Raw genomic sequence first — 24634 nt, 5'->3', positions numbered from 1 at the left:
GGCCCGCACCCGGGGAACGGGTGCGGGCCCCTCGTCCGCTCCGGGCGGATCAGCCGCCGAGCGGGAGGCCGTTGAGCGACAGGCCCTTGGCGGGCAGGTCCTTGGTCGGCAGGCCGCCGAGCAGGGAGGTCACGGGGGCGGCGACGTCGGTCGCCTCGCCGCCGAGCACCTTGCCGGCGGTGTTCTCGACCGGCAGGGTCCGGGTGACGTTGTCCAGGACCGTGGTGGAGACCGGCAGGGCGCCGGCCGCGGCGTCCAGGGGCAGTGCGGTGGCGGCGGAGGCGGCCCCCGTGCCCACGGCGGCGAAAGCGGCGCCGAGAGCGGCGACACCGAGGGTCCTGACAGCAGACTGCTTCATGGAGACGCGTCCTTGGGGAGAGGAAATGAGCGGCTCCGCACGGTAGTCAGCGCTCTCCTCCGGCCGCAAACACCCCGACACACGGAAAAGGGCCGCGTCTACGCGCCACGGCCCTTTCCCGGAGCGGATTCCTCAGCCGTTGTCGGCGGGAGAACCGCTGGTCGCGGCGGTCTGACGGAAAAGCCACTCGGATTTCAGTTCGGCGTAGCCGGGCTTGACGACGTCATTGATCATCGCCAAACGTTCATCGAAAGGAATGAATGCTGATTTCATCGCATTGACGGTGAACCACAGCATGTCGTCGAGCGTGTATCCGAAGGTCTCGACCAGTCGCTCGAATTCCCGGCTCATGCTGGTGCCGCTCATCAGCCGGTTGTCGGTGTTGACGGTGACCCGGAAGTGCAGGGTCCGCAGCAATCCGATCGGGTGCTCCGCGTAGGAGGCGGCTGCGCCGGTCTGCAGATTGGAGGTCGGGCAGAGCTCCAGGGGAATCCGCTTGTCCCGGACGTACGAGGCGAGCCGGCCGAGCCGCACCCCGCCGTCCGCGTCGGTCTCGATGTCGTCGATGATGCGCACGCCGTGTCCGAGCCGGTCGGCCCCGCACCACTGGAGGGCCTGCCAGATCGACGGCAGGCCGAAGGCCTCGCCGGCGTGGATGGTGAAGTGGTTGTTCTCCCGCTTCAGGTACTCGAACGCGTCCAGGTGCCGGGTGGGCGGGAATCCCGCCTCGGCGCCCGCGATGTCGAAGCCGACCACGCCGCGGTCGCGGTACCGGTTGGCCAGCTCCGCGATCTCCAGCGAACGGGCGGCGTGCCGCATCGCGGTGAGCAGCGCCCCGACCCGGATGCGGTGTCCGTCGGCGCGGGCGAGGCGCTCGCCCTCGCGGAAGCCGTCGTTGACCGCCTCCACGACCTCCTCCAGGGTGAGCCCGCCGGTCAGGTGCTGCTCGGGGGCGTACCGCACCTCCGCGTAGACGACGCCGTCCTCGGCGAGGTCTTCGGCGCACTCGGCGGCCACCCGGAACAGCGCCTCGCGGGTCTGCATCACGGCACAGGTGTGGGCGAAGGTCTCCAGGTACCGCTCCAGCGAGCCGGAGTCGGCCGCCTCGCGGAACCAGACGCCCAGCTTGTCGGGCTCGCTCTCCGGGAGGGCGTCGTACCCCTGCTCCCGGGCCAGTTCGACGACGGTGCCGGGGCGCAGCCCGCCGTCGAGGTGGTCGTGCAGGAGGACCTTCGGGGCGCGGCGGATCTGCTCGTCGTCAGGGACGTGTCGGTTCTGGCTCGTCATCAGGGCACTCTAGCGCCTACGCGCGTAGACCGCCCGGGGTACCGCACGACGTCGCTGCCGGGCGGGCCGGGGCCGATACGTAACAGTGACCGCGAAGCCGGGTGGAGTACACCCGGACTTCTGAGACTGTTCTGTCATGGCCCTGCGCTCACCCTCGCCGTCCGCCGCCGCACTGGGGCGGGCCGTGACGTCGTCCGGACGACCGTTCGAGGTCGGCGGCGCCGTCCTGTTGCTCCCCGACGGGCCGCCCGCCTCGCTGCGCCGGCCGGGCGCGCTCTCGCACGCCGCACAGCTCCCGCTCGCCCGCTCACTGGCCCGCTCCTGCCGCGACGAGGGGCTGGTGACCCACGTGGTGCGCTACCGCCACCGCGGCTGGAACGACGATGCCGCCGACCCCGCGGCCGACGCGCACTGGGCGGCCGACGAGATCGTGCGGCGCTACGGCGACGTGCCGGTCTGCCTGGCCGGCCACGGCATGGGCGGACGGGCCGCGCTGCGCGGCGCCGGGCACCCGGCGGTAACCTCGGTCCTGGCGATGTCGCCCTGGCTCCCGGACCGCAGAGGGCCGGAGAGCGAGGCCGAGCCGGTGAAGCAGCTCGCGGGCCGGCGGGTGCTGATCGTGCACGGCACCGACGACGCGCACACCGATCCCGAACTCTCCTACGCGCTGGCGGCCCGCGCGAAGAAGGCCAACCGGGACACCTGCCGCTTCGAGGTCCACTCCGACGGCCACGCGCTGCGCCAGCACCGCGACGAGGTGGAGGCGCTGGCCGCCGACTTCGTGCGCGGCTCCCTCTTCGCCCGCCCGTACGCCCGCCCGCTCACCGACGCCCTCGCCGCGCCGCCCCCGCTGGGCCTGCGGATGCCGCTGGCGGCGGGGTTCGGCCGTTCACTGCGGCACTGAGCGCCGCCTCCTGCGGGGCCCCGGGCGCGGCCCGTGCCCCGGGCGCGGTCGCCGGGGCCGGGCCGCGGGGCCCAGTCTGTGCCCCGGCCTGCTCAGTCCGGCAGCAGGTGGCCCCGGCGGGAGAGCAGGAACTGCTTGAAGGCGGCGACCGGTGGGGTGTCCTGGTGCCCGTCGAGCCAGGCGACGCCGATCTCCCTGGCCGCGCGCGGCGCCGTCACGGTCAGCTCGACCACCCCCGGCCGCGCCACCGCCGGCGGCGGCAGCAGCGCGACCCCGAGACCGGCCGCGACCAGCCCCCGCAGGGTCTCCGCCTCCTCCCCCTCGAACGCGACGCGCGGGGTGAAGCCGGCCTCCGCGCACAGGTCGTCGGTGATCCGCCGCAGGCCGTAACCGGGCTCCAGGGTCACGAAGCTCTCGTCGGCGGCCTCCGCGAGCCGCACCCGGCGGCGGGATGCCAGCCGGTGGTCGTCGGGAACGACCAGCCGCAGCCGCTGCTCGTCCAGCCGCCGGGCCACCAGGTCCGGGGCGTCCGGCACCGGCGAGGTCAGGCAGAGGTCGAGGTCACCGGCGCGCAGCCGCTCGATCATCGCCTCGCCGTAGTTCTGCACCAGTTGGAAGCGGACCCGCGGGTGGTCGGCGCGGAAGGCCCGGATCAGCGCGGGCACGGTCTCCGAGCCCATGGTGTGCAGGAACCCGAAGGCGACCTTGCCGGTGGCCGGATCGGCGTCCGCCCGGACGGACTCCGCCGCCTTCTCGACCTCTGCCAGCGCCCGCTCCGCCGAGCCGAGGAAGCTGCGGCCCGCGTGGGTCAGCGAGACGGTGCGGCCCCTGCGGGCGAACAGGTCGACGCCCAGGTCGTGTTCGAGGCGGACCATGGCGCGCGACAGCGTCGACTGGGGCACTCCGAGCTCCTGGGCGGCCCGGGTGACGTGCTCGTGCCGGGCCACCGCCTCGAAGTACGCGAGCCGCGGCGCGAGCACCGCGCGGATGTCTTCTTCGTAACCGCTCGGTGACAGCCGCACCTCTGAGCTGGGTTCATGCGCCATGGGATCGATTATGGGGGTTTCGTGCATTGGACGCATGAAAGCTTCCGGCCTACTTTCGACCCATGCCTCCTGCCAGTACCGGGGCATCCACCCTCGCGGTGGGTGCCTCCGCGCCGTCCGTCCGTCCCGCCTCCACCGCCACGGCCACCGCCGCCGGCCCGGAGGACCGGCACCTCGAACCCGGTCGTCCCGGCTACCGCCGGATGAGCTTCGCGCTCTTCGCCGCCGGGATCGCGACCTTCGCCCTCCTCTATTCCACCCAGGCCCTGCTCCCCTCGGTCTCCGCCGCCTTCGGCGCCACCGCGGGGCAGGCGAGCTGGACCGTCTCCGCCGCCACCGGCGCGCTCGCCCTGTGCGTGCTGCCGATGAGCGCCCTGTCGGAGCGGTTCGGACGGCGGCAGATGATGACCGCCTCGCTGACGGTCGCCGTGGCGATCGGGCTGCTGGTGCCCTTCGCCCCCTCGCTCGGCTGGCTGATCGCGCTGCGCGCGGTCCAGGGCGCCGCATTGGCCGGCCTGCCCGCCTCCGCGATGGCGTACCTGGCCGAGGAGGTGCGGCCCAAGGCGCTGGTCGCCGCGATCGGTCTGTTCGTGGCCGGCAACAGCGTCGGCGGCATGAGCGGACGCATCATCACCGGCTGGATCACCCAGCTCTGGGGCTGGCGCGCGGCACTGGCGTCCATCGGTCTGATCGCCGTGATCTGCGCGGTCGTCTTCCACCTCATGATCCCCAAGGCCCGCCACTTCACGCCCGGTTCACTGAACCCCAAGGCGCTGGCCCGGACCGTCGGCAGCCATCTCGCGGACCCGCTGCTGCGCAGGCTGTACGCGATCGGCGCGCTCTTCATGACGGTGTTCGGCGCGGTCTACACCGTGATCGGCTACCGGCTGGTGGACGAGCCGTTCAACCTGCCGCAGGGCGTCGTCGGCTCGGTCTTCCTCGTCTACCTGGTCGGTACGGTCTCCTCCGCCGCGGCGGGCCGGCTGGTCGGCCGGTTCGGCCGGCGCGGCGCGCTCTACCTCGCCGCCTCGACCGCGGCCGCGGGCCTGCTGCTGTCCCTCGCGGACCAGCTGATCGCGGTGCTGCTCGGGCTGGTCCTGATCACCGCCGGGTTCTTCGCCGGACACGCGGTCGCCTCCTCCTCGGTGAGCCGCACCGCGACGCACGGCCGGGCCCAGGCCTCCGCGCTCTACCAGTCCGCCTACTACCTGGGTTCCAGCGTGGGCGGCACGGTCGGCGCCGTCGCCTTCCACGCGGGCGGCTGGGCCGGCACGGTGGCCCTCGGGGTGCTCGCCGTGGCCGGCGTCGCCTCGATCACCCTCTACGGCACCCGGTGCGCCCGCGCGGAGCGCCGGGCGGCCCACCCGGCCGACGCCCTCGCGGCCTGACCCGCACGGCGCGCTCGCTCGCGGACCGAGCCGGGACGCGTGGAGCCGGGCAGCCCGCGCTCCCCGGCTCCGCGCGCGTCCGGACCGTACATCCGATCGAGATGTGTCCCCCGGCAACCGGCGCTCCCCTTCGGGCGTCTAGCAGGTGTCATCCAACCTGCTGCGCTCGAAGGGGAGTTGGCGTACATGGGAGCAAGGGGCACGACGATACGAACGAGGCGGACGAGGCGGGCGGTCGCCCTCGGCGCCGCCGGGATGCTGGCGGCGCCGGCACTGGTGCTGACCGGCGCGGGCACCGCGCAGGCGGCCTCCTGCACCACCTCCACCGGGCCGTACCAGAAGCAGGTGGAGAAGTTCCTCGGGCGGAAGGCCGACGGCAAGCAGTCCGCGGCCGACTGCAAGGCGACCCGCGCGTTCCAGGCGAAGCACGGGATCACGCCGACGATCGGCTACGCCGGACCGATCACCTGGCGCACGATGAACACCATGCTGGCCCAGAAGGCGGCGGGCAAGACGCCGAACAAGGCCAGGAAGTGCCCCACCGACCGGGGGCGCATCGCCTGCGTGGACCTGACCCGGCAGATCAGCTGGATCCAGGACGGCTCGAAGCTGAAGTTCGGTCCGGTGCCGGTGCGGACCGGCCGCAACGGCGCGGAGACCCGCACCGGTTCCAAGAAGGTCTACTGGCGGGTCGTCAAGCACTGGTCGACGCTCTACGACGTGTGGATGCCGTACTCGCAGTTCTTCGACGGCGGCCAGGCGTTCCACTCGGTCACCAAGTCCATGTACAACCCGCCGGGGTCCGGCGGTTGCGTCAACATGCGCCCCGCCGACGCGAAGGCATACTGGAAGCTGCTGAAGAACGGCGACGACGTCTACGTCTACGGCCGCAAGCCCGGTACCTGACACGGGACCGGGCCGCGTCGGCTTGTGCGCTTCCCGCCCGGAGTGTCAGTGGCCTCCTGTAGCTTCCTGAGTGCTGAGAGCGGTGTCACAGCGCAACAGGGGTGAAGCGATGAGTGATCTGACCACGACGGCCGCGGAGAGCGTCGACAGCCGGCTGGAGGGATACCGGGTCGAGCTGACGGGGTACTGCTACCGGATGCTCGGCTCGGCCTTCGAGGCGGAGGACGCGGTCCAGGACACGATGGTGCGCGCCTGGCGCAACTTCGAGAAGTTCGAGGGGCGTTCGTCGCTGCGCTCGTGGCTCTACCGGATCGCCACCAACGTCTGCCTGGACATGCTGACCGCGGGCAACAAGCGGGCCCGCCCGGTCGACCTGACCGGCCCGACCCCGCTCGCGCAGGCCGCGCTCAACCCGCTGCCGGAGAACACCTGGCTGGAGCCGATGCCGGACGGGCGCATCCTGCCCTCGCTCGCCGACCCGGCGGAGGCGGCGGTCGCCCGCGAGTCCGTGCGGCTCGCCTTCGTGGCGGCGCTCCAGCACCTGCCGCCCAAGCAGCGCGCTGTGCTCATCCTGCGCGAGGTGCTGGCCTGGAAGGCCGCGGAGGTCGCCGAACTGCTCGACACCTCCGTCGCCTCGGTCAACAGCGCCCTGCAGCGGGCCCGCGCCACGCTGAACGACGCCGAGGACCGGGGGCCGGACACCGCCGACCCGCTCGACGAGGAACAGCGCAAGCTCCTGGAGCGGTACGTCGCCGCCTTCGAGGGATACGACATGAAGGCCCTCACCGCGCTCCTGCACGAGGACGCCGTGATGACCATGCCGCCGTTCGACCTCTGGCTGCGCGGCCACGAGGACATCACCGGCTTCATGCTCTCCATCGGCGCGAGCTGCGCCGGGTCCCGCCTGGTGGCCACCGCCGCCAACGGCACCCCCGCCTTCGCCCACTACAAGCCGAACCCGGACGGTCCCGGCTTCGTCCCCTGGGCGGTACAGGTCATCGACATCCAGGACGGTGCGATCACCGGGATGCACTGCTTCCTGGACACCCCGCGCTGGTTCCCGCTGTTCGGTCTGCCGGACCGGCTCGACGGGACGGGCGCCGGGCAGTGAGAGCCGGGCCGCGGACGGCCGGCGTCTGGGCCCTACTGGTGGCGGCCGGCCGGGCCGCCACCCTGTGGCTCGGCGACCGGCCTCCACGGCGGGGCCCGGCCCCGCCCCCAGTCGGCCGGCCCCGGCCGACGACCCCGAGCCGGGCCCCCAGCCGGAGAGCGCCGCGTGCCCGCCCGAGCCCCGGACCGCCTCGTCCGCCCCCACGCCGCCGCCCGAACCGCCGACGGCCGGCGCCCACCCCGGCACGACGACACCGCAGACCACAGCGGTCGCGGTGGGCTGTCTGTACACGGAGTCCTACGTCCCCTGAGCCGGACCGTGACTCACTCCGCAGGGCCGGGCTCCCGCACACCGCGTCCCCGCTCACCCGCCCCACCGATCACCTCCGCGAGGCCGGCCAGGTCGAGCAGTGCGTCGAGGCCGGGCGGCGGGTTGTGGAGACGGAGGCCGGTGCCGGCTCTGCGGGCGGTGAGGGCCAGGCGGGCCAGGACGTCCACCAGGGCCAGGCCCGGGCGGGTCACGCCTGCGAGGTCGCAGTCGATCGCCCCGGGTGCGTCGCGGGGTGCCCCGGCGGCGCGGGCGTGCAGCAGCGCCTCCAGTTCGGCGCGGAGCGCGGGCAGGTCGGCGCGGGTGATCCGGCCCCCGAGCACCAGGGCGTACGGGGGCACGGCGTCCACGGGCACGGCGTCCCCAGGGTTGGCGTCCACACCAGGCAGACCGCCGGGGCGGGCGGAACTCATCGGCCGCCGCAGGCCGGCCCCGGCGCGGCGGCTCAGTCGGCCGGGAGGACTGCGGTGTCCAGTTCCAGGCCGAACGGCTTGGGCAGGGTCAGCGTCCCGCCGTACTCGACCGCCTCCAGGACCCGGTAGGTGCCGTCGATCGGCTCGCCGTAGAGGGTCGCGGTGGGGCGTCCGGAATGCCAGGGGTCCAGGAGCAGGAAGAGCGGGACCCCGGCCTTGGCGTAACCGTGCGCCTTGCCGATGCGGTCGTGGTTGGCGTTGGAAGGCGAGGTGATCTCGACGACGAGGCGGACCGCGTCGGCCGGCACCCGGTTGCCGGGGCCGGTCGCGACGGCGCGGGGGACGACGACGAGATCGGGGATGTACAGCCCGGCCCGGCCCGGCACGGACACCCCCAATGTCTGGTAGATGCCCCAGTCCTCCGGGATGACCCCGTAGAGCTTGCGTTGCAGCAACTCCGCAGTGGTGTTGTGGTCCTTGGACGGCGGTGGCGACACGGTGACGATCCCCTCGATGATCTCCACCTTGCAGCCCTCGGGTGCGTCCGTCTCCTCCCAGATCCGGACGATCTCGTCCCACCCTTGGCCGTTCTCCGGCACGGGATCGACGGTGAGTGCGCTCATGGCGGTCTCCTCTTTCGGTGCGTCACCGAGTCCAGCATGCCGAACGAGGCCGGGGCGGTCCACCGGCCTCATTCACCCGTACGGGAATCCCGCAGGTCAGGCGATACGTTCCCGCACCACCGGGGTGGCGGTGAACGGGGTGCCGGCCGGGGAGACGTCGTAGGCGGAGGGCAGGGCGTCGAGGGCGTAGGCGAACTTCTCGGGGGTGTCGGTGTGCAGGGTCAGCAGCGGCTGGCCCTCGGTGACGTGGTCGCCCGGCTTGGCGTGCAGTTCGACGCCCGCGCCGGCCTGCACCGGGTCCTCCTTGCGCGCCCGGCCCGCGCCCAGGCGCCAGGCCGCGACCCCGATGTCGTACGCGTCGAGCCGGGTCAGCACGCCGGAGGCGGGGGCCGTGACGACGTGCTGCTCGCGGGCGACGGGCAGGGTGGCGTCCGGGTCGCCGCCCTGGGCCGCGATCATGCGGCGCCAGACGTCCATCGCGGAGCCGTCGGCAAGCGCCTTCTCCGGGTCGGCGTCCTTGAGGCCGGCCGCGTCCAGCATCTCGCGGGCCAGCGCCAGGGTGAGGTCGACGACGTCCTTCGGGCCGCCGCCGGCCAGCACCTCCACCGACTCGCGCACCTCCAGGGCGTTGCCCGCCGTGAGGCCGAGCGGGGTCGCCATGTCGGTGAGCAGGGCGACGGTCCGCACCCCGCTGTCGGTGCCGAGCGCGACCATGGTGGAGGCCAGTTCGCGGGCGTCCTCGACGGTCTTCATGAAGGCGCCGCTGCCGACCTTGACGTCCAGGACCAGCGCGCCGGTGCCCTCGGCGATCTTCTTCGACATGATCGAGCTGGCGATGAGCGGGATCGCCTCGACGGTCCCGGTGACGTCGCGCAGCGCGTAGAGCTTCTTGTCGGCGGGGGCCAGGCCGTCGCCGGCCGCGCAGATCACCGCGCCGGTGGTGTTCAGGACGTGCAGCATCTCCTCGTTGGAGAGGTGGGCGCGCCAGCCGGGGATGGACTCCAGCTTGTCGAGGGTGCCGCCGGTGTGGCCGAGGCCCCGGCCGCTGAGTTGCGGCACCGCGGCCCCGCAGGCGGCGACCAGCGGCGCGAGCGGCAGGGTGATCTTGTCGCCGACCCCGCCGGTGGAGTGCTTGTCGGTGGTCGGGCGGGAGAGCGCGGCGAAGTCCATCCGCTCGCCGGAGGCGATCATGGCGGCGGTCCAGCGGGCGATCTCCGTGCGGTTCATGCCGTTCAGCAGGATCGCCATGGCCAGCGCGGACATCTGCTCGTCCGCCACCTCGCCCCGGGTGTACGCGTCGATGACCCAGTCGATCTGCTGGGGCGTCAGTTCGCCTCGGTCCCGCTTGGTGCGGATGACGGAGATGGCGTCCATGGGAGTCCTTCCGGCCGGGGGGTGTGCAGCATACGGACCACCGCCCGACTCTACGCGCATAGAGGGGTGACGGGGATGAGAGAGGGCGGCCCTCCCGGCGACAGCACCGGGAGGGCCACGGGGTACGGGAAGCGGGGCAAAGCCCCGAGTCAGCCGAGCCGGCCGTCCGCCGTGCGGCCGAGGTGCTGCGGCCCGAACGCCTGCGGCAGCATGGCGTCCAGGGTGCGCAGCCCGTCCGGGGTCTCCAGGACCAGCTCGGGTCCGCCGAACTCGTACAGCAGCTGGCGGCACCGGCCGCAGGGCACCAGGATCTCGCCCGCCCCGTCCACGCAGGTGAAGTGGGTGAGCCTGCCGCCTCCGGTGGCGTGCAGCTGGGAGACCAGCCCGCACTCGGCGCAGAGGCCGAGGCCGTAGGAGGCGTTCTCGACGTTGCAGCCGGCGACGGTGCGGCCGTCGTCCACGAGGGCCGCCGCACCGACCGGGTAGCGCGAGTACGGCACGTAGGCGCGGGTCATGTACTCCCGCGCGACGGCCCGCAGCGCCGTCCAGTCCGGATGGGCCCCGGCGCCGCTCACGTACCCTGGCCCTTCCGGTAGCGCATCCCGTCCGCCTTGGGCATCCTCAGCCGCTGGGCGGAGAGGGAGAGCACCAGCAGCGTGACGATGTACGGGGTGGCGCTGACGAACTCGGTCGGCACCGTGTCCGTGGTGAGGTACCAGACGAGAACGGCGGCGGCGACGACCGCGCTGACGACACCCGGCACGAGGCTCTTGCGGTACAGCTTCCAGGCCGCGAGACCCGCCAGCATCACCACCAGGAGCAGAAGCAGCGCGTGCACGGACTCACCGCCGTTGCGGAGCTGGAGCGCGTCGGCGAAGCCGAACAGTCCGGCGCCCATGGCGAGCCCGCCCGGCCGCCAGTTGCCGAAGATCATCGCGGCGAGGCCGATGTAGCCGCGCCCACCGGTCTGGCCCTCGTTGTAGATGTGCGAGGTGACCAGGGCGAGGAAGGCCCCGCCGAGTCCGGCGAGACCGCCGGAGACGATCACGGCGATGTACTTGTACCGGTAGACGTTCACGCCCAGCGACTCGGCTGCGACGGGGTTCTCGCCGCAGGAACGCAGCCGCAGACCGAAGGAGGTCTTCCACAGGACGAAGAAGGAGCCCACGAAGAGCGCCGCAGCGACCAGCGTCAGCAGGGAGACGCCGGTGACCAGCCCGCCCAGAACGCCGGCGACGTCCGAGACGAAGAACCAGTGGTGGTCGGCGACCGACTTCAGCCCGTCGGAGAGTCCGGGGACCGTGACCGTCGGGATGCTCTCGGCCGGTGGCGACTGCTTGGGGCTGCCGCCGCGCTGCGCCGCCTCGCCGGTGTTGAACCACAGTTTGGCGAGGTAGGTGGTGAAGCCGAGTGCCAGGATGTTGATCGCGATGCCGGAGATGATGTGGTCCACGCCGAAGGTGACGGTGGCGAACGCGTGCACCAGCCCGCCGATCATGCCTCCGACGACGCCGGCCAGGACGCCGAGCCAGGGATCGGTCTGCCAGCCGGCCCAGGCACCGAAGAAGGTGCCCAGGATCATCATGCCTTCGAGGCCGATGTTGACCACGCCCGCGCGCTCGGCCCACAGGCCGCCGAGCCCGGCCAGCCCGATCGGCACGGCCATGGCGAGCGCCGCGCCGATCTGTCCGGCCGAGGTCACGTCCTGCGCGCCGGTGATGGCACGCACGGCGGACAGGGCGAGCAGCGCTCCCGCGACGATCAGCAGGACGACGGGCAGAGTGAAGCGGGTGCGCCCGCCTTTGCCGCCGGTGACCGCGGGGGCCGCGGGCGGCGGGGTGGAAGTCGCCGTGGCGGTCACGCCGACACCTCCTGCTGGTCGGAGTGGTGTGCTGCATGGGCGGCGAGTTCTGCGCCGACCCTGCGCTGCTGGCGCTTGAGGCCGTACCGGCGCACGACTTCGTAGGCGATGACGACGCTCAGGACGATGACGCCCTGGATGACGCCGACGATCTCCTTGTCGTAGCCCTCGAACTCGAGCTTTCCGGTGCCTCTTTCGAGGAAGCCCCAGAGCAGCGCGCCGAGGGCGATCCCGATGGGGTGGTTGCGGCCCAGCAGGGCGATGGCGATCCCGGTGAAGCCGATGCCCACCGGGAAGTCGCCGCTGTACTCGTAACTGTCGTTGAGCAGCGTCGGCATGCCGATCAGGCCGGCGACACCGCCGGAGATCAGCATGGAGGTGACGACCATCTTCTTGACGTCGACGCCGCTGGCCTCGGCCGCGGGGCCGGACTGGCCGACGGTCCGCAGATCGAAGCCGAACCGGGTGCGCGACAGGGTGAACCAGTAGGCGACGCCCGCCACGACCGCGACGACGATGAAGCCCCACACCGGCGTCGGGGTGGTCGGGAACTCGAAGAAGTGCGAGGACTCCGGGATCGGCGTGGTCGAGATCTTCGTCCCGGCCTCGTCGAGGTGGCCGAGCCGGCCCTGCTGGAGCAGGTAGCCGATGACCGCCGTGGCGATGGCGTTCAGCATGATCGTCGAGACGACCTCGCTGACTCCGCGGGTGACCTTCAGAAGACCCGCGATCCCGGCCCACATCGCGCCCACGATCATCGCGGTGAGGATGATCAACGGGATCTGCAGAACGCCCGGCAGGGTGAGGGCCCCGCCGACGGCCGCCGCGAAGAAGGCGGCGAGGCGGTACTGGCCGTCGACCCCGATGTTGAACAGGTTCATCCGGAAGCCCACGGCGACCGCGAGACCCGCGAGATAGTAGGTCGTCGCCTTGTTCAGGATGTAGACCTGACTGTCCGACTTCAGCCCGTAGTCGAACATGATGCCGAAAGCGCTGAACGGCTGTTTGCCGGTGGCGGCCAGCACGAGCGCGGTGACCAGGAAGGCCGCCACGATCGCGAGCAGGGGGGCCGCGATGCCCAGGAGCAACCGCTCCTTGTCGAACTTCTTCATCGGTCCTCTCCCCCGCTCGGGGGGTACGTGTCCGGGTGCGTGTCGGCGGAGGCGTCCAGGCGGCCCGATGCGGCGCCGGTCATGGCCGAGCCGAGCTCTTCCGGCGTGACGCTCGCGGGGTCCGCGTCCGCGACCAGCCGGCCGCGGTACATGACCCGCAGCGTGTCGGACAAGCCGATGAGTTCGTCCAGGTCGGCCGAGATGAGCAGCACGGCCAGACCCTCGCGGCGCGCTTCACGGATCTGGTCCCAGATCTGCGCCTGCGCGCCGACGTCCACGCCACGGGTCGGATGGGCGGCGATGAGCAGCTTGGGGCGGTGGCTCATCTCACGGCCCACGATCAGCTTCTGCTGGTTGCCGCCGGAGAGCGAGGCCGCGGTGACGTCGATGCCGGGGGTGCGGACGTCGTACTCGCGCACAATCCGCTCGGTGTCGGTACGGGCAGCCTTGGGGTCGAGGAAAACGCCGTTGCTGTTCGGCTTCTCGGTGACGTGGCCGAGGATGCGGTTCTCCCAGAGGGGAGCTTCCAGCAGAAGGCCGTGGCGGTGGCGGTCCTCAGGGATGACGGCCATGCCGCCCTCCCGCCGCTTGCGGGTCGGCGTACGGGAGATGTCCGTGCCGTCTAGGGTGAGCACCCCGGTGTCCGGCACCCGCATCCCCATGACGGCGTCGACCAGTTCCGACTGGCCGTTGCCCTCGACGCCCGCAATGCCCAGCACCTCGCCCCGGTGGATCGTGAACGTGATCCCGTCGAGCACCGCCCGGACCACGCCGTCCGGATCGGTGGCGGTGAGCGTCAGGTCCTTCACCGTGAGCGCCGGGGTGGTCGTGACGGTCGAGTCGCGGGTTTCCGGCGACGGCAGTTCGCTGCCCACCATGAGTTCCGCGAGTTGCTTGGCGGTCGTGCGCGCGGGATCGGCGGTACCCACCGTCGTGCCGCGACGGATCACGGTGATCTCGTCGGCGACGGAGAGCACCTCGCCCAGCTTGTGAGAGATGAAGATGACCGTGAGTCCTTCGGACTTGAGCTCACGGAGGTTGTCGAAGAGCGCGTCGACCTCCTGCGGCACGAGGACCGCGGTCGGCTCGTCGAGGATCAGGGTCCGGGCGCCCCGGTAGAGCACCTTGAGGATTTCCACGCGCTGGCGGTCCGCGACCCCGAGATCCTCGACCATGGCGTCCGGCCGAACGCCGAGACCGTAGGCGTCGGAGATCTCCCTGACCCGCGCCCTCGCCTTGTCGCCGATCCCGTGCAGCTTCTCGGAGCCGAGCACGATGTTCTCGAGAACGGTGAGGTAGTCGGCCAGCATGAAGTGCTGATGGACCATGCCGATGCCGCGGGCGATGGCGTCACCGGGGTTGCCGAAGGCGACCTGCTCGCCGTCCACGGCGATGGTGCCCTCGTCGGGCTTCTGCATGCCGTAAAGGATCTTCATCAGCGTGGACTTGCCGGCGCCGTTCTCGCCTACGAGGGCGTGGACCGTGCCACGGTTCACCGTGATGTCGATGTCGTGGTTGGCCACGACGCCGGGAAACCGTTTGGTGATGCCGCGGAGCTCCACGGCATGGGGACTGCTGGACGACGCTTTGATGGCGCACTCTCCTTGGCAGGAGCGGAGGGCGGGAACGGGCGGGCGGCGGCTCTCATGGGGCCGGTGGCGAAAGTATCGCGCCGAGCGGTAGCTACGCGCGTAGCCGCCTGGAATCGTCGACGGTCCTGGACCGGGACGCGGGGTCCGCGCACGCGGAGCGGGCCCGCGAGGGCCGGCGACAGCCGGCCCCGCGGGCCCTGACCCGGTACCGGCTCAGAGAGTGGTCTTGACCGTGACGGTGCCGTCGATGATCTTCTTCTTGGCCTCGTCGATCTTGGCCTGCACGTCCGCGAGGTGGTCGCCCGTGGTGGTGAGGCTGACCCCGTCCTCGGCCAGCGAGTAGGTCTGCGTGCCGGTCAGCGGCTTGCCGTCCTTGACGGACTTGACCAGGTCGAAGACGCCGCTGTCGACGTTCTTCACGACCGAGGTCATGATCGTGTCGGCGTACTTCGACAGGGACGGGTCCTTGGCCTGGTCGGAGTCGACGCCGATGGACCAGGCGCCCGGCTTGGCCGCGACGGCCTCGATCGAGCCCGCGCCGGAGCCGCCGGCGGCGGCGAAGATGACGTCCGCGCCCTTGTCCAGCATGCCGGTGGCGGCGGCCTTGCCCTTGTCGGGGCTGCCGAAGCCGGACAGGTCCGAACCGGTGGACAGGTACTGGATCTGCACCTTGGCCCGGGGGTTGGTGTCCAGCACACCCTGCTGGAAGCCCGCCGCGAACTTCTTGATCAGCGGAAGGTCGACACCCCCGATGAAGCCGATCTGACCGTCCTTGGACTTCAGCGCCGCCGCGACACCGGCGAGATAGGAACCCTGCTCCTCGGTGAAGACGATGGAGGCGACGTTCTTGGTCCCGGAGACCGAGTCGATCAGGCCGAAGGTGGTCTCCGGGTGCGCCTTGGAGACCTTCTCCAAGGCGTCCTGGTAGGCGAAGCCGACCCCGATGACCGGGTTGTAGCCGCCCTCGGCCAGCGATGCGAGGCGCTGCTCGCGGTCGGCCGGAGTCTCACCGGTCTTGGCGGTCAACTCCTTGGCCTCGGCCTTGAACTCGGCCTTGGCCTTGTCCAGACCGCGAGCCGCGGAGTCGTTGAACGAGTTGTCGCCACGGCCGCCGACGTCGTAGGCCATGCCGATCTTCAGCGATCCGCTGTCGCCCGAGGTGTCTTCGGTGGACGATTCGCCACACGCCGAGGCGGTGAGGGCGAGAGTCGCGGTGATGGTACACGCAGCAGCGATCTTGGATACCCGGCGCAAGGGAGGCTCCTTCAAACCTGACCGAAGCGCCACTTCGGCGCTGGTTTCGCGGCGATCGTAACGCGCGTAGATGTCAGTTAAAGACCCGTTCACCAGTCGTTACCGGATCGTCGTGAAGCGCCTACGTGCAGCCCTCACGCAAGACGTACCGGTTGATTCCGGACAGTCGCGGCGGTCCGGCGCGATGCCCCGGCGTGACGGGCCCGGACTGGCCGAAACCTGCCCGCAACAGCACCGTACGGAGGACGGACGCACCGGCCGCCGCCCTCCGGAGCGTCACGGTCGCCGGTCGTCCAGGAGGGCCGCCGCGGTGAACAGTTCGACGCCCACCGTGATGGCCTCCTCGTCCACGTCGAAGTCGCCCCGGTGCAGGTCGAGACCGCGCGTGTCGCCCACCGGGCGCACCCCGAGCCGGGCCATCGCGCCCGGCACGTGCTCCAGGTACCAGGAGAAGTCCTCGCCGCCGAGGCTCTGCTCGGTGTCCTCGATCGCATACGGTCCGCGGCGCGCGGTCATCGCCGCGTCCAGCAGGCCGATGGACTCGGCGTCGTTCACCACGGGCGGGACGCCCCGGATGTAGTCGACGGTGGACTTGGCGCCGTGCATCTCCGCGACCTCCGCGACGGCGGCGGACACCAGGTCCGGGGCGGCGCGCCAGGCGGGCAGGTCCAGGCAGCGGACGGTGCCGGAGAGTTCGGCGTGCTGCGGGATGACGTTGCACGCGTGCCCGGTCTCCAGCCGGCCCCAGGTGACGGCCAGGCCGGAGCGGGCGTCGACCCGGCGCGCCAGCACGGCGGGCACGTCGACGGCCACCCGGGCGGCGGCGGTGACCAGGTCGGTGGTCAGGTGCGGGCGCGCGGTGTGGCCGCCGGGCCCGTCCAGGGTGATTTCCAGCCGGTCGCAGGCCGAGGTGATCGGGCCGACGCGCAGTCCGATCCGGCCCACGTCCACCTTGGGGTCGCAGTGCACGCCGACGATCCGGCCGACGCCCGCGAGCACCCCGGAGTCGATGGCGTCGGGGGCGCCGCCGGGCAGCACCTCCTCGGCGGGCTGGAAGATCAGCCGCACCGCGTGCGGCAGCCGACCCTGCCGGTCGAGCTCGGCCAGCACCAGCCCGGCCCCCAGCACCGTGGTGGTGTGCACGTCGTGGCCGCAGGCGTGCGCCCGCTCGGGGACGGTCGAGCGGTAGGGCACGCTCGCCTTGGTGTCCGGGATGGGCAGGGCGTCGATGTCCGCGCGCAGCGCCAGCATGGGCGTCTCGCCGTCCCAGGTGCCGACGTCGCACATCAGCCCGGTGCCGGTGGCGAGCACCGTGGGCTTCAGTCCCGCCCGCTCCAGCCGTGCCTTGACGGCGGCGGTGGTGCGGAACTCCTGGTTGCCCAGCTCCGGGTGCATGTGCAGGTCACGGCGGAACGCGATCAGCTCGTTGCGGAGTTCGTCCGACAGGGTGCCGGGCAGGGCGTCGGCCGGGGCCGGGGCGCCGGTGGCCGGTGCTCCGCAGGTGGCCGCGCCGCCCGCCGGTACGCCGTCGGCGGATGCTCCGCCGGCCGGGACTGCGTCGGTGGGGACGAGGGTCGCGCGTGACGTCAACGGGTTCACCCAGTCCACGGTAGGCCCATTGCCCCCCTCGACGTCGATGGATCAACAAAACTTCAGCCACTCAGTGGAACGGAAGACGGCGTGGGCGCGTGTGACGGGGTCCGTCGATGGGTACACTCACCCGTTTTCGAACGCCCGCACACGTAAAGTGACCGGAGCGCGGGCGTTCGATCCCCCGGCCCCCGCCGCGTCAGGCCCCCGCCGCGTCAGGCCTCCGCCGGCGGCGCGACCACCCAGGAGGCGAGCCGGTGGACGTCGCGGGCGGTGTCCGTGACGCCGGACAGGAAGCCCTGCGCCCGCGGCGAGGCGTTCTCCCGCAGCCACTCCGGCGCGATGTCGCAGACCGCCACCTTGACGCCGGTGCCCTCCAGGGCCAGCGGCAGGGTGTGGACGACCGTGGACGGGAAGCTCACCACCGTGCGGCCGATGGGGCCGCGGCGGGCGATGAGCTCCAGCGGCAGGTCGGGACGGACGATCTCCAGGCCGGTGGCGGCTTCCAGGGCGTGGAGCTTGTCGGTGGACTCGCGGCGGTGGGCGAAGTAGCGGGTGGCGCCGTGGATCTCCGCCAGGGTGGCGACCGCCCGCTGGTACTGCTCCCGGTCGACGACCCCCGTCTCCACCAGCGAGGTACCGACGAGGTCGGCCCCCTTGCCGATCCTGGGCGGGCCGAACCGGGCCCGGGTCCAGGAGAAGGTGTTGGCGGTGACCCCGACACCGGGCGGCGCCTCTACGGGCATCGCCGTGAAGACCTCCACCCGGTGCCGGGCCGAGGGGACGAACCTGCGGCGCGCGGCGGCGGTCACCGGGGCCAGCAGCATCTCGCGGGGCCCCGAGGAGCCCTTGCGGTGCCACCGCACCAGCCGCTCGCCGCGCGCGAGCTGGGCGACGAACTCCATCGTCGCCGTGCCGTCGTCGACGACCGTGAGCCGGTCCGCCCGCACGAGCGTGAGCAGCAGCTGCACGTACCGGGAGAACGGGTCGCCGATCACGATGTGGTCGGCGCGGCGCACCAGTCCGGCCAGGGCCCGCAGGGCCTTGAGGGGGGCGCCGGACTCACCGCGCGCCTCCTGCCAGCGGACGGTGGCGCCCTCGTCGCGGGCCAGGTCCGCCATCCGGCGCAGCTGGCCGCGCGACATCGGGTCGACCGGGGGGAGGACGACGACCGTGGTGTCGGCCGGCGTGCCCTCCCCCGTGGCGTGGGTCCACTCCAGGACGTTCAGGAGCTGGACCGGGCTCTCGACGAAGGCGAGGTTCACAAGTCGGCGCTCAGACCGCGACCGGCTCGGCGGACGCGCTGTCGGCCTCGGCGACGACGCCGGGGACGCGGCGGAGCTTCTTCATCGGGCCGAGCTCCGACTCGTAGACCTTCTTCACGCCGTCACCGAGGGACGCCTCGATGGTGCGGATGTCGCGGACCAGGCGGGCCAGGCCCTGCGGCTCGACGGAGGCGGCCTGGTCGGAGCCCCACATGGCGCGGTCGAGGGTGATGTGGCGCTCGACGAAGGCGGCGCCGAGGGCGACGGCGGCCAGCGTGGTCTGCAGGCCCGTCTCGTGGCCGCTGTAGCCGATCGGGACGTTCGGGTACTCCTGCTGGAGGGTGTTGATGACTCGCAGGTTCAGCTCCTCGGCCTGCGCCGGGTAGGTCGAGGTGGCGTGGCACATCAGGATGTTGTCGCTGCCGAGGACCTCGACGGCGTGGCGGATCTGCTTCGGCGTCGACATGCCGGTGGAGAGGATGACGGTGCGGCCGGTGGCGCGCAGGGCGCGCAGCAGCTCGTCGTCGGTGAGGGAGGCGGAGGCCACCTTGTGGGCGGGGACGTCGAACTTCTCCAGGAAGGCGACGGCCTCGGTGTCCCACGGGGAGGCGAACCAGTCGATGCCGCGCTCGGCGCAGTGGGCGGCGATGGTGCGGTACTCGTCCTCGCCGAACTCGACGCGGTGGCGGTAGTCGATGTACGTCATCCGGCCCCAGGGGGTGTCCCGCTCGATGTCCCACTGGTCGCGCGGGGTGCAGATCTCGGGGGTCCGCTTCTGGAACTTGACGGCGTCGCAGCCGGCTTCGGCGGCCACGTCGATGAGCTTGAGCGCGTTGTCCAGCTCGCCGTTGTGGTTGATGCCGATCTCACCGGTGATGTACACGGACTGACCGGGTCCGGCGGTGCGGGTGCCGAACGTGCGCAGGCGGGAGTCGCTCATGAGGGTGTTCCTTAGCTGGTGGTGAGGGTGGGGGTGGTGAGGGTGAGTTCGGGGCCCAGCAGCCAGGCCGCGATCTCGCGGATCGCTCCGTGGCCACCGGGGGTGGCCGTGACGGCGCGCGCCGCGGCGCGCACCGAGTCGTGGGCACCGGCGACCGCGACGGGCCAGCCCGCCAGTGCGAAGCAGGGGAGGTCGTTGACGTCGTTGCCGACGTAGAGCACCCGGTCGGGGCTGATGCCGTGCTCGTCGCACCACTGCTTGAGTGCCAGGTCCTTGCGGTCGATGCCGTGCAGGACGGGCACCTTCAGCTTCTTGGCGCGGGCGGCGACGACCGGGTTCTGCTCGGTGGAGAGGATGAGGAGGTCGAGTCCGGAGCGGCGCAGGGCGGCGATGCCGAGGCCGTCGCCGCGGTGCACCGCGACGGTCTCGCGGCCGTCGGAGTCGATCATGACCCGGTCGTCGGTCTGGGTGCCGTCGAAGTCGAGGACGACGGCGTCGACGTCCGCGCGGGTGGGCAGCGCCGGTGGGTCCAGCAGCGGGGCGAGCGTCCGGGCGCGGGCCAGGTCGTGGGGGTCGTCGATCTCCAGCACCCGCGCGGCGTCGGTGCGCACCAGTGCGGTGTCGCCGAAGAAGCGGTGCCGGTGGGTGCGGAAACCGGCCGCGTCCATGGCGTACGCGGCGCCGGTCTCCAGCAGGTCCTGGGGGCGGTCCTGGCGGCGGGGGCGTACCGACTTGTCGTGGTTGACGCCGTAGGCGGACTCCTCGACGGCCTTCCCGTCGCGCCACACGAAGCCGTGGAAGGGGGCGACGGTGACGGCGGTGTCGGCGCCCTCGGTCCGGACCGCGCGGGCGACCCCGTCGACGTCCCCGGGGGAGACGAACGGGCTGGTGCACTGGACGAGCAGCACCACGTCCACGGTCCGGCCGGTCATCGCCTCGAAGGCGTCCATCGCGTGCAGGACGGCGGCCTCGCTGGTGGCGGTGTCGCCGGCGATCTCGGCGGGGCGCCGCACGACGTGCACCCGGTCCGCCTCGCCGGACGCCTCGGCCCGCGAGCGGGCGGCGGCCGCGACGGCGTCGTCGTCGGTGGAGACGGCCACGTCGGTGACCTCGGGGGCGCCGAGGCAGGCGAGCACCGCGCGGGCGACCAGCGGCACGCCGCCGACCTGCGCGACGTTCTTGGCGGGGACGCCCTTGGATCCGCCGCGGGCGGGGATCACCGCGAGCACGGTGGGTGTCGTCATGGAGGCTCCTGAAGTGGTGGTCACAGTTCACCCATCCGGCGGATCACCGGGGCGACGCGCTGGACGCCGTGCCGGTAGGCGCCGCGCGCCGCATTGCGGACGGTCTCGCGGACCGCGCCCCGGATCCGGCCGGGATCGGCGGCGGCGGGGGCGCCGGGCAGCGGGCGGCCGTCGGGGCCGAGATGGTGGCGGGCGAGGATGCCGGGGAGGTATCCGGGCGCGGTCGCCGGGTCGTAGAAGGGTGCGAGGGGCGGGAGTGCGGAGCCGAGCAGCTCGGTGACGCGGTCGCGGGCCCGGTCGTACGCGGTGGCGTACGTGCCGTCGGCGGCGACGCCCTGGCCGGCCAGCCACCCGGGGTCGGGGACGGGGGCGAGGCCGCCGTCCAGCCGGTCCCAGGAGGTCAGCAGTCCGGACCCCACGAAGTGGTGGTTGCCGAGGGTCTCGCGCACCCCTAGGTCGGTGAGGATCGCGGTCGGGATGGACCGGTGCAGGGACTCCAGGGCGGCGGTGGAGGACACGGTGACCAGCAGGTCGGTGCGGTCCAGCACCTCGCCCATGTGGCCGTACGCCAGGCGGAAGTTGGGCGGCAGGCCGCCGGGCAGCCGCTCGGCGAGCCGCTGGTAGGGCAGTTCCTCGACGTGGGTGGTGTGCTCGCCGGGCTTGGAGCGCAGCTTCAGCACCACCTCGCGGTGCGGGTGCAGCCGGGCGTGCTCCACGAGCCTGCGCAGCAGGTACGTGCGCTCCGCGCGGGAGGCCGGCACGGACGGCTGGGCGGCGAAGACCACGGTGTCCCGGCCTTCTTCGGGCCGGTGCGGGGCGCCGCCGAGGAACGGCAGCGCGGCCTCGGTGACGGCGCCCGCGTCGGCGCCGACCCCTTCGTAGACCGCGCGGAACCGCTCGGCGTCGTGGCGGGAGTTGGCGAGCACGACGTCCGCGCCGTGGCGCAGCAGCAGCCCGTCGGCGAGCTTCTCGTAGACGACGCCGACGTAGCCGGTGACCACGACGGGCCTGCGGGGCAGGCCGAGCGCGGCCAGTCCGTGCAGCATGGCCTGGACGCCGCCGCCGACGAGAGCGAGGACGACGAGGTCGTACCCCTCGTCCCGGACGGCGTGCAGGAACTCGACGGCGGTGACCTCGCGCACCCGGCTCGGGTCGATCCCGACGTCGCCGACCTCGGCGAGCTGGCGGGGGGTCGGGGTGGCCCGGCCGCGCAGCAGCAGTCCGCTGATCTCGACCGCCCGCCCACCGGCCGCCGGTTCCGCGGCGGCGGTGAGGCGGCGCGCGGTGAGCGCGCCCCATTTCCACCGCGTGTCGGAGTCGGCGAGCACGGCCACCTTCAGCGCGGGTCCGGCCGCGTCGGACGCGGTCGGGGCGGAGGCGGTTTCGAGGTCCGGGGCCGAGGCCGCGGGGCTGGTACGTGGGGGCACGTCCTAGAAGTTAGGAAGCCATTGCGAGTGACGGCCCAACACAGCGGCAACAAATGGTTAACAGCACGCCGACGGTTGGGGTCAGCCTCTCGTAAGGGATGAATTCGCCCTGCAAGCAGGGCGCTTCATGATCCCGCCATGCGGTGTTCACCTTGTATACCCGTGACGGAAAAGGAAAATGCCGGGCCCGCATCTAGCGTGTTGCGTGTGGTCAAGCTCTCCGTCATCGTGCCGTTCTACAACGTGCAGACATACGCGCCCGACACCCTTCGCAGTCTGCGGGCGAACGCCCGCGACGACTTCGAATTCATCCTCGTCGACGATTGTTCGACCGACGGAACGGGGGACATTCTTTCGCGCGCCCGGGAGGACATTCCTGGGGCGGTGGTCGTACGGCACGAAAGGAACGGCGGCCTGGCGACCGCCCGCAACACCGGCCTCGACGCCGCGAACGGGGAGTACCTGACCTTCCTGGACGGCGACGACTGGCTGGCCCCCGGTTACTTCGCCGATCTCGTCGCCTCGATCGAGCGGCTGGGCTGCGACTTCGTGCGCTCCGACCACGTGCAGGTGACCGGACGCGCCCGGACCGTGCACCGGGTGCCGCACGGCCTGCGCAACCGGGTGCTGGACCCGCGTTCGGTGATCCTGCCCGCCCACCGCACGACGCCGGTCGACTACCCGTACGCCTGGGCCGGCGTCTACCACCGACGGCTGCTCGACCGGGGCCTGCTGCACTTCACCGACGGGCTGCGCACCGCCGAGGACCGGCCCTGGATCTGGCGGCTGCACCGCGAGGCGGAGAGCTTCGCCTCGGTGGGGCTGCTCGGCGTCTTCTACCGCCGCGGGGTGGCGTCCTCGCTCACCCAGATCGGCGACGTGCGCCAACTGGACTTCATCCGGTCGTTCGACCAGGTCATCGCGGAGACGTCGCAGGACCGGGACGCCGACGCGCTGCTGCCCAAGGCGGTCCGCACCTACTGCGCCGTCATGGCCCACCACCTCGACTCCATCGAGCGGTTCGAGCCCCCGGTGGCGAAGCAGCTCCGCGCGATGAGCGCGGCGGCGCTGCGCCGACTGCCCCAGGACGTCCTCGACGAGACCCTGGTCTCGCTGGGCGACCACCGCGCCGCACTGCTGCGCCGGGTGCGCCGACGGGCCGCCGCCACCGAAGTCCCCACCCCCGCCGCCGCCCCTGGAGCCACCGTCTGATGTCCGGCATCCGCACCACCCAGCTCTTCTTCGCCTGCTCGCAGTACGCCGCCCTGACGGTGACCGCCGCCATCCGGGCCGGCCAGTTCGGTCCGCGCGACGAGCACCGCCGCATCCTGGTCGTCAGCGACACCTCGCCCGCCCCCGAGGTGGGCGTCCCGCTCGACCGGATGGCGGGCTTCGAGTCGCTGCGCCCCGAATTCGACGAGGTGCGCTCCTGGAACGCGTTCCTGCGGCCCTTCCACCCGGTCGGCTGGTCCCCGCGCGAGCAGGACACGCTGCTGTGGGAGCGGTATCTGCGGACCGCGTGGGAGCTGGGCGACGGGCCGGTGGAGATCGCCTGCGAGTCCATCCAGGCCAACCCCTCCCAGGCCGCCGCCCGGATCTTCGGCGATGCGCCGGTGCACATCTACGCCGACGGCCTGATGAGCTACGGCCCCACCCGCAGCAAGATCGACCCGCTGATCGGCACCCGCATCCAGCGGCTGCTCCACCTGGACCTGGTACCGGGGCTGCGCCCGCTGCTGCTCACCGAGTTCGGCGTGGAGCCCGAGGTCATCCCGACCCCGGAGTTCCTGAAGGCGCTGGGCGCGCTCGCCGACGCGGCGGGCGGCCTGGACCTCGCGGCCGAGGCGCCCGCACTGCTGCTCGGCCAGTACCTGTCGGCGATCGACGTGCTGACGACCGACGAGGAGCGCGAGCTGCACCTGCGGATGCTGCGCGGCGCGGTGGCGCTCGGGCACCGCCGGGTGGTGTTCAAGCCGCACCCGTCGGCGCCGGTGGGCTGGTCGCAGGACCTGGAGCAGGAAGCGGCCCGGCTCGGCGCCGAACTGTCGGTCCTCGACAGCCCGGTCATCGCCGAAGTGGTGTACGAACGGCTCCGCCCGGCGCTCGTCGTCGGCGCGTTCTCCACCGCCCTGCTCACCGCGACCACGTTCTACGGCATCCCGGTCGCCCGGGTCGGCACGGAGGAGCTGTTGGCGGCCCTGACCCCGTACCAGAACAGCAACCGGGTGCCGGTCACCATCGTCGACGCCCTGCTGCCCGCGCTGGAGGACACCGCGGCGGTCACCGGCTGGTCGCTGCCGGACGAGAACGGGGTGCGCGAGAAGCTGTCGGGGCTGGTCACGGCCGTCGGCTTCGCGATGCAGCCGCAGATCTACCCCGACCTCCGCCCGGCGGCCGAACAGCACCTGACGGGCCTTCCGGCGGCCGACCTGACGCGGTACTTCCGCCGCCGCCGGCTCACGGCCCTGGCGCTGCCCGGCGCGCTGCCGTCCCAGCTCGACTTCATCCCGCGCAACGCGACGGTCCGCAAGTTCGCCCGGCAGGCGGTCGCCTGGAAGCGGGCCGCGGCCAAACGGACCTCGCGCGGCCGCTGACACCCATCCGAAGGACCG

Annotated in this window: 22 protein-coding genes; 6 read left to right on the top strand and 16 right to left on the bottom strand. The window is 72.3% G+C overall.

Features of this window, described 5'->3' with window-relative positions:
* Window positions 1-49: 49 nt before the first annotated feature.
* Window positions 50-358, bottom strand: a complete 309-nt coding sequence (locus Q0994_RS11905) for a hypothetical protein (RefSeq protein ID WP_299532637.1) — start codon at window positions 356-358, stop codon at window positions 50-52.
* Between the two features lie 132 nt (window positions 359-490).
* On the bottom strand, window positions 491-1645 hold the full coding sequence (locus tag Q0994_RS11900; RefSeq protein ID WP_299532635.1) for an adenosine deaminase: 1155 nt from the start codon (window positions 1643-1645) through the stop codon (window positions 491-493).
* 136 nt (window positions 1646-1781) lie between these two features.
* Here Q0994_RS11900 and Q0994_RS11895 point away from each other — a divergent pair, with 136 nt between their 5' ends.
* Window positions 1782-2549, top strand: a complete 768-nt coding sequence (locus Q0994_RS11895) for an alpha/beta hydrolase (RefSeq protein ID WP_299532632.1) — start codon at window positions 1782-1784, stop codon at window positions 2547-2549.
* A 92-nt stretch (window positions 2550-2641) separates the two neighbouring features.
* Here the strand turns inward: Q0994_RS11895 and Q0994_RS11890 are convergent, their stop codons facing one another.
* Window positions 2642-3595: a LysR family transcriptional regulator gene (locus Q0994_RS11890; protein WP_299532629.1), complete on the bottom strand. Its 954-nt coding sequence runs from the start codon at window positions 3593-3595 to the stop codon at window positions 2642-2644.
* Between the two features lie 62 nt (window positions 3596-3657).
* Between Q0994_RS11890 and Q0994_RS11885 the strand changes: the two genes are divergently transcribed.
* The 3 genes from Q0994_RS11885 to Q0994_RS11875 all read left to right on the top strand — a co-directional run bounded on the left by Q0994_RS11885 (window position 3658) and on the right by Q0994_RS11875 (window position 7000).
* Window positions 3658-4983 (top strand): MFS transporter, encoded by a 1326-nt coding sequence (locus tag Q0994_RS11885; RefSeq protein ID WP_299532627.1) that lies wholly within the window; start codon window positions 3658-3660, stop codon window positions 4981-4983.
* Between the two features lie 255 nt (window positions 4984-5238).
* Complete coding sequence (locus Q0994_RS11880; protein ID WP_299533048.1) at window positions 5239-5889, top strand: L,D-transpeptidase; 651 nt, start codon at window positions 5239-5241, stop codon at window positions 5887-5889.
* A 109-nt stretch (window positions 5890-5998) separates the two neighbouring features.
* Complete coding sequence (locus tag Q0994_RS11875; protein WP_299532624.1) at window positions 5999-7000, top strand: sigma-70 family RNA polymerase sigma factor; 1002 nt, start codon at window positions 5999-6001, stop codon at window positions 6998-7000.
* Between the two features lie 323 nt (window positions 7001-7323).
* Here the strand turns inward: Q0994_RS11875 and Q0994_RS11870 are convergent, their stop codons facing one another.
* From Q0994_RS11870 to Q0994_RS11810, 13 genes are all read right to left on the bottom strand, one after another.
* Window positions 7324-7707, bottom strand: coding sequence for an STAS domain-containing protein (locus Q0994_RS11870; protein ID WP_363325545.1), 384 nt, complete (start codon window positions 7705-7707; stop codon window positions 7324-7326).
* 65 nt (window positions 7708-7772) lie between these two features.
* Complete coding sequence (locus Q0994_RS11865; RefSeq protein ID WP_299532619.1) at window positions 7773-8363, bottom strand: Uma2 family endonuclease; 591 nt, start codon at window positions 8361-8363, stop codon at window positions 7773-7775.
* A gap of 96 nt (window positions 8364-8459) precedes the next feature.
* The gene (locus Q0994_RS11860) at window positions 8460-9737 is read right to left on the bottom strand and encodes a thymidine phosphorylase (RefSeq protein ID WP_299532616.1); all 1278 of its coding nucleotides are present in this window, start codon (window positions 9735-9737) and stop codon (window positions 8460-8462) included.
* 149 nt (window positions 9738-9886) lie between these two features.
* Complete coding sequence (locus tag Q0994_RS11855; protein WP_299532614.1) at window positions 9887-10312, bottom strand: cytidine deaminase; 426 nt, start codon at window positions 10310-10312, stop codon at window positions 9887-9889.
* Window positions 10309-11598, bottom strand: a complete 1290-nt coding sequence (locus Q0994_RS11850; protein WP_299532612.1) for an ABC transporter permease — start codon at window positions 11596-11598, stop codon at window positions 10309-10311. Before Q0994_RS11850 ends, Q0994_RS11855 begins: the two co-directional genes overlap by 4 nt.
* Window positions 11595-12710, bottom strand: a complete 1116-nt coding sequence (locus Q0994_RS11845; RefSeq protein WP_299532610.1) for an ABC transporter permease — start codon at window positions 12708-12710, stop codon at window positions 11595-11597. The genes Q0994_RS11850 and Q0994_RS11845 overlap by 4 nt, the downstream gene beginning before the upstream one ends.
* Entirely contained in the window at window positions 12707-14272 is a 1566-nt protein-coding gene (locus Q0994_RS11840) for an ABC transporter ATP-binding protein (protein ID WP_299532607.1), read from the bottom strand. The genes Q0994_RS11845 and Q0994_RS11840 overlap by 4 nt, the downstream gene beginning before the upstream one ends.
* 243 nt (window positions 14273-14515) lie before the next feature.
* Window positions 14516-15556: a BMP family protein gene (locus Q0994_RS11835; protein ID WP_299532604.1), complete on the bottom strand. Its 1041-nt coding sequence runs from the start codon at window positions 15554-15556 to the stop codon at window positions 14516-14518.
* 276 nt (window positions 15557-15832) lie between these two features.
* Complete coding sequence (locus Q0994_RS11830) at window positions 15833-17014, bottom strand: amidohydrolase (protein ID WP_299533046.1); 1182 nt, start codon at window positions 17012-17014, stop codon at window positions 15833-15835.
* 347 nt (window positions 17015-17361) lie between these two features.
* A complete protein-coding gene (locus Q0994_RS11825; RefSeq protein WP_299532601.1) occupies window positions 17362-18411 on the bottom strand; it encodes a hypothetical protein in 1050 nt (349 codons plus the stop codon).
* 10 nt (window positions 18412-18421) lie between these two features.
* Window positions 18422-19351 carry an N-acetylneuraminate synthase family protein gene (locus Q0994_RS11820; protein WP_299532599.1) on the bottom strand — a complete coding sequence of 310 codons (930 nt, stop codon included), beginning with the start codon at window positions 19349-19351 and terminating at the stop codon, window positions 18422-18424.
* 11 nt (window positions 19352-19362) lie between these two features.
* Window positions 19363-20595: an acylneuraminate cytidylyltransferase gene (locus tag Q0994_RS11815; RefSeq protein WP_299532597.1), complete on the bottom strand. Its 1233-nt coding sequence runs from the start codon at window positions 20593-20595 to the stop codon at window positions 19363-19365.
* A gap of 20 nt (window positions 20596-20615) precedes the next feature.
* The gene (locus tag Q0994_RS11810) at window positions 20616-21923 is read right to left on the bottom strand and encodes a DUF6716 putative glycosyltransferase (protein WP_299533044.1); all 1308 of its coding nucleotides are present in this window, start codon (window positions 21921-21923) and stop codon (window positions 20616-20618) included.
* Between the two features lie 306 nt (window positions 21924-22229).
* Between Q0994_RS11810 and Q0994_RS11805 the strand changes: the two genes are divergently transcribed.
* The gene (locus Q0994_RS11805; protein WP_299532595.1) at window positions 22230-23234 is read left to right on the top strand and encodes a glycosyltransferase family 2 protein; all 1005 of its coding nucleotides are present in this window, start codon (window positions 22230-22232) and stop codon (window positions 23232-23234) included.
* Entirely contained in the window at window positions 23234-24616 is a 1383-nt protein-coding gene (locus tag Q0994_RS11800) for a polysialyltransferase family glycosyltransferase (RefSeq protein WP_299532593.1), read from the top strand. Before Q0994_RS11805 ends, Q0994_RS11800 begins: the two co-directional genes overlap by 1 nt.
* Window positions 24617-24634 lie beyond the last annotated feature (18 nt).

The sequence above is a fragment of the uncultured Streptomyces sp. genome (assembly GCF_947488945.1).
GTDB lineage: Bacteria > Actinomycetota > Actinomycetes > Streptomycetales > Streptomycetaceae > Streptomyces.
This window is presented reverse-complemented; position numbering and strand designations above follow the sequence as displayed.

What these genes read in the sequence shown, in the direction of transcription:
- Q0994_RS11880 (WP_299533048.1), top strand. Translation starts at nt 5,239, where the DNA reads ATGCTGGCGGCGCCGGCACTGGTGCTGACCGGCGCGGGCACCGCGCAG.
- Q0994_RS11875 (WP_299532624.1), top strand. Translation starts at nt 5,999, where the DNA reads ATGAGTGATCTGACCACGACGGCCGCGGAGAGCGTCGACAGCCGGCTG.
- Q0994_RS11845 (WP_299532610.1), bottom strand. Translation starts at nt 12,710, where the DNA reads ATGAAGAAGTTCGACAAGGAGCGGTTGCTCCTGGGCATCGCGGCCCCC.
- Q0994_RS11815 (WP_299532597.1), bottom strand. Translation starts at nt 20,595, where the DNA reads ATGACGACACCCACCGTGCTCGCGGTGATCCCCGCCCGCGGCGGATCC.
- Q0994_RS11895 (WP_299532632.1), top strand. Translation starts at nt 1,782, where the DNA reads ATGGCCCTGCGCTCACCCTCGCCGTCCGCCGCCGCACTGGGGCGGGCC.
- Q0994_RS11885 (WP_299532627.1), top strand. Translation starts at nt 3,658, where the DNA reads ATGCCTCCTGCCAGTACCGGGGCATCCACCCTCGCGGTGGGTGCCTCC.
- Q0994_RS11890 (WP_299532629.1), bottom strand. Translation starts at nt 3,595, where the DNA reads ATGGCGCATGAACCCAGCTCAGAGGTGCGGCTGTCACCGAGCGGTTAC.
- Q0994_RS11800 (WP_299532593.1), top strand. Translation starts at nt 23,234, where the DNA reads ATGTCCGGCATCCGCACCACCCAGCTCTTCTTCGCCTGCTCGCAGTAC.
- Q0994_RS11900 (WP_299532635.1), bottom strand. Translation starts at nt 1,645, where the DNA reads ATGACGAGCCAGAACCGACACGTCCCTGACGACGAGCAGATCCGCCGC.
- Q0994_RS11865 (WP_299532619.1), bottom strand. Translation starts at nt 8,363, where the DNA reads ATGAGCGCACTCACCGTCGATCCCGTGCCGGAGAACGGCCAAGGGTGG.
- Q0994_RS11820 (WP_299532599.1), bottom strand. Translation starts at nt 19,351, where the DNA reads ATGAGCGACTCCCGCCTGCGCACGTTCGGCACCCGCACCGCCGGACCC.
- Q0994_RS11860 (WP_299532616.1), bottom strand. Translation starts at nt 9,737, where the DNA reads ATGGACGCCATCTCCGTCATCCGCACCAAGCGGGACCGAGGCGAACTG.
- Q0994_RS11905 (WP_299532637.1), bottom strand. Translation starts at nt 358, where the DNA reads ATGAAGCAGTCTGCTGTCAGGACCCTCGGTGTCGCCGCTCTCGGCGCC.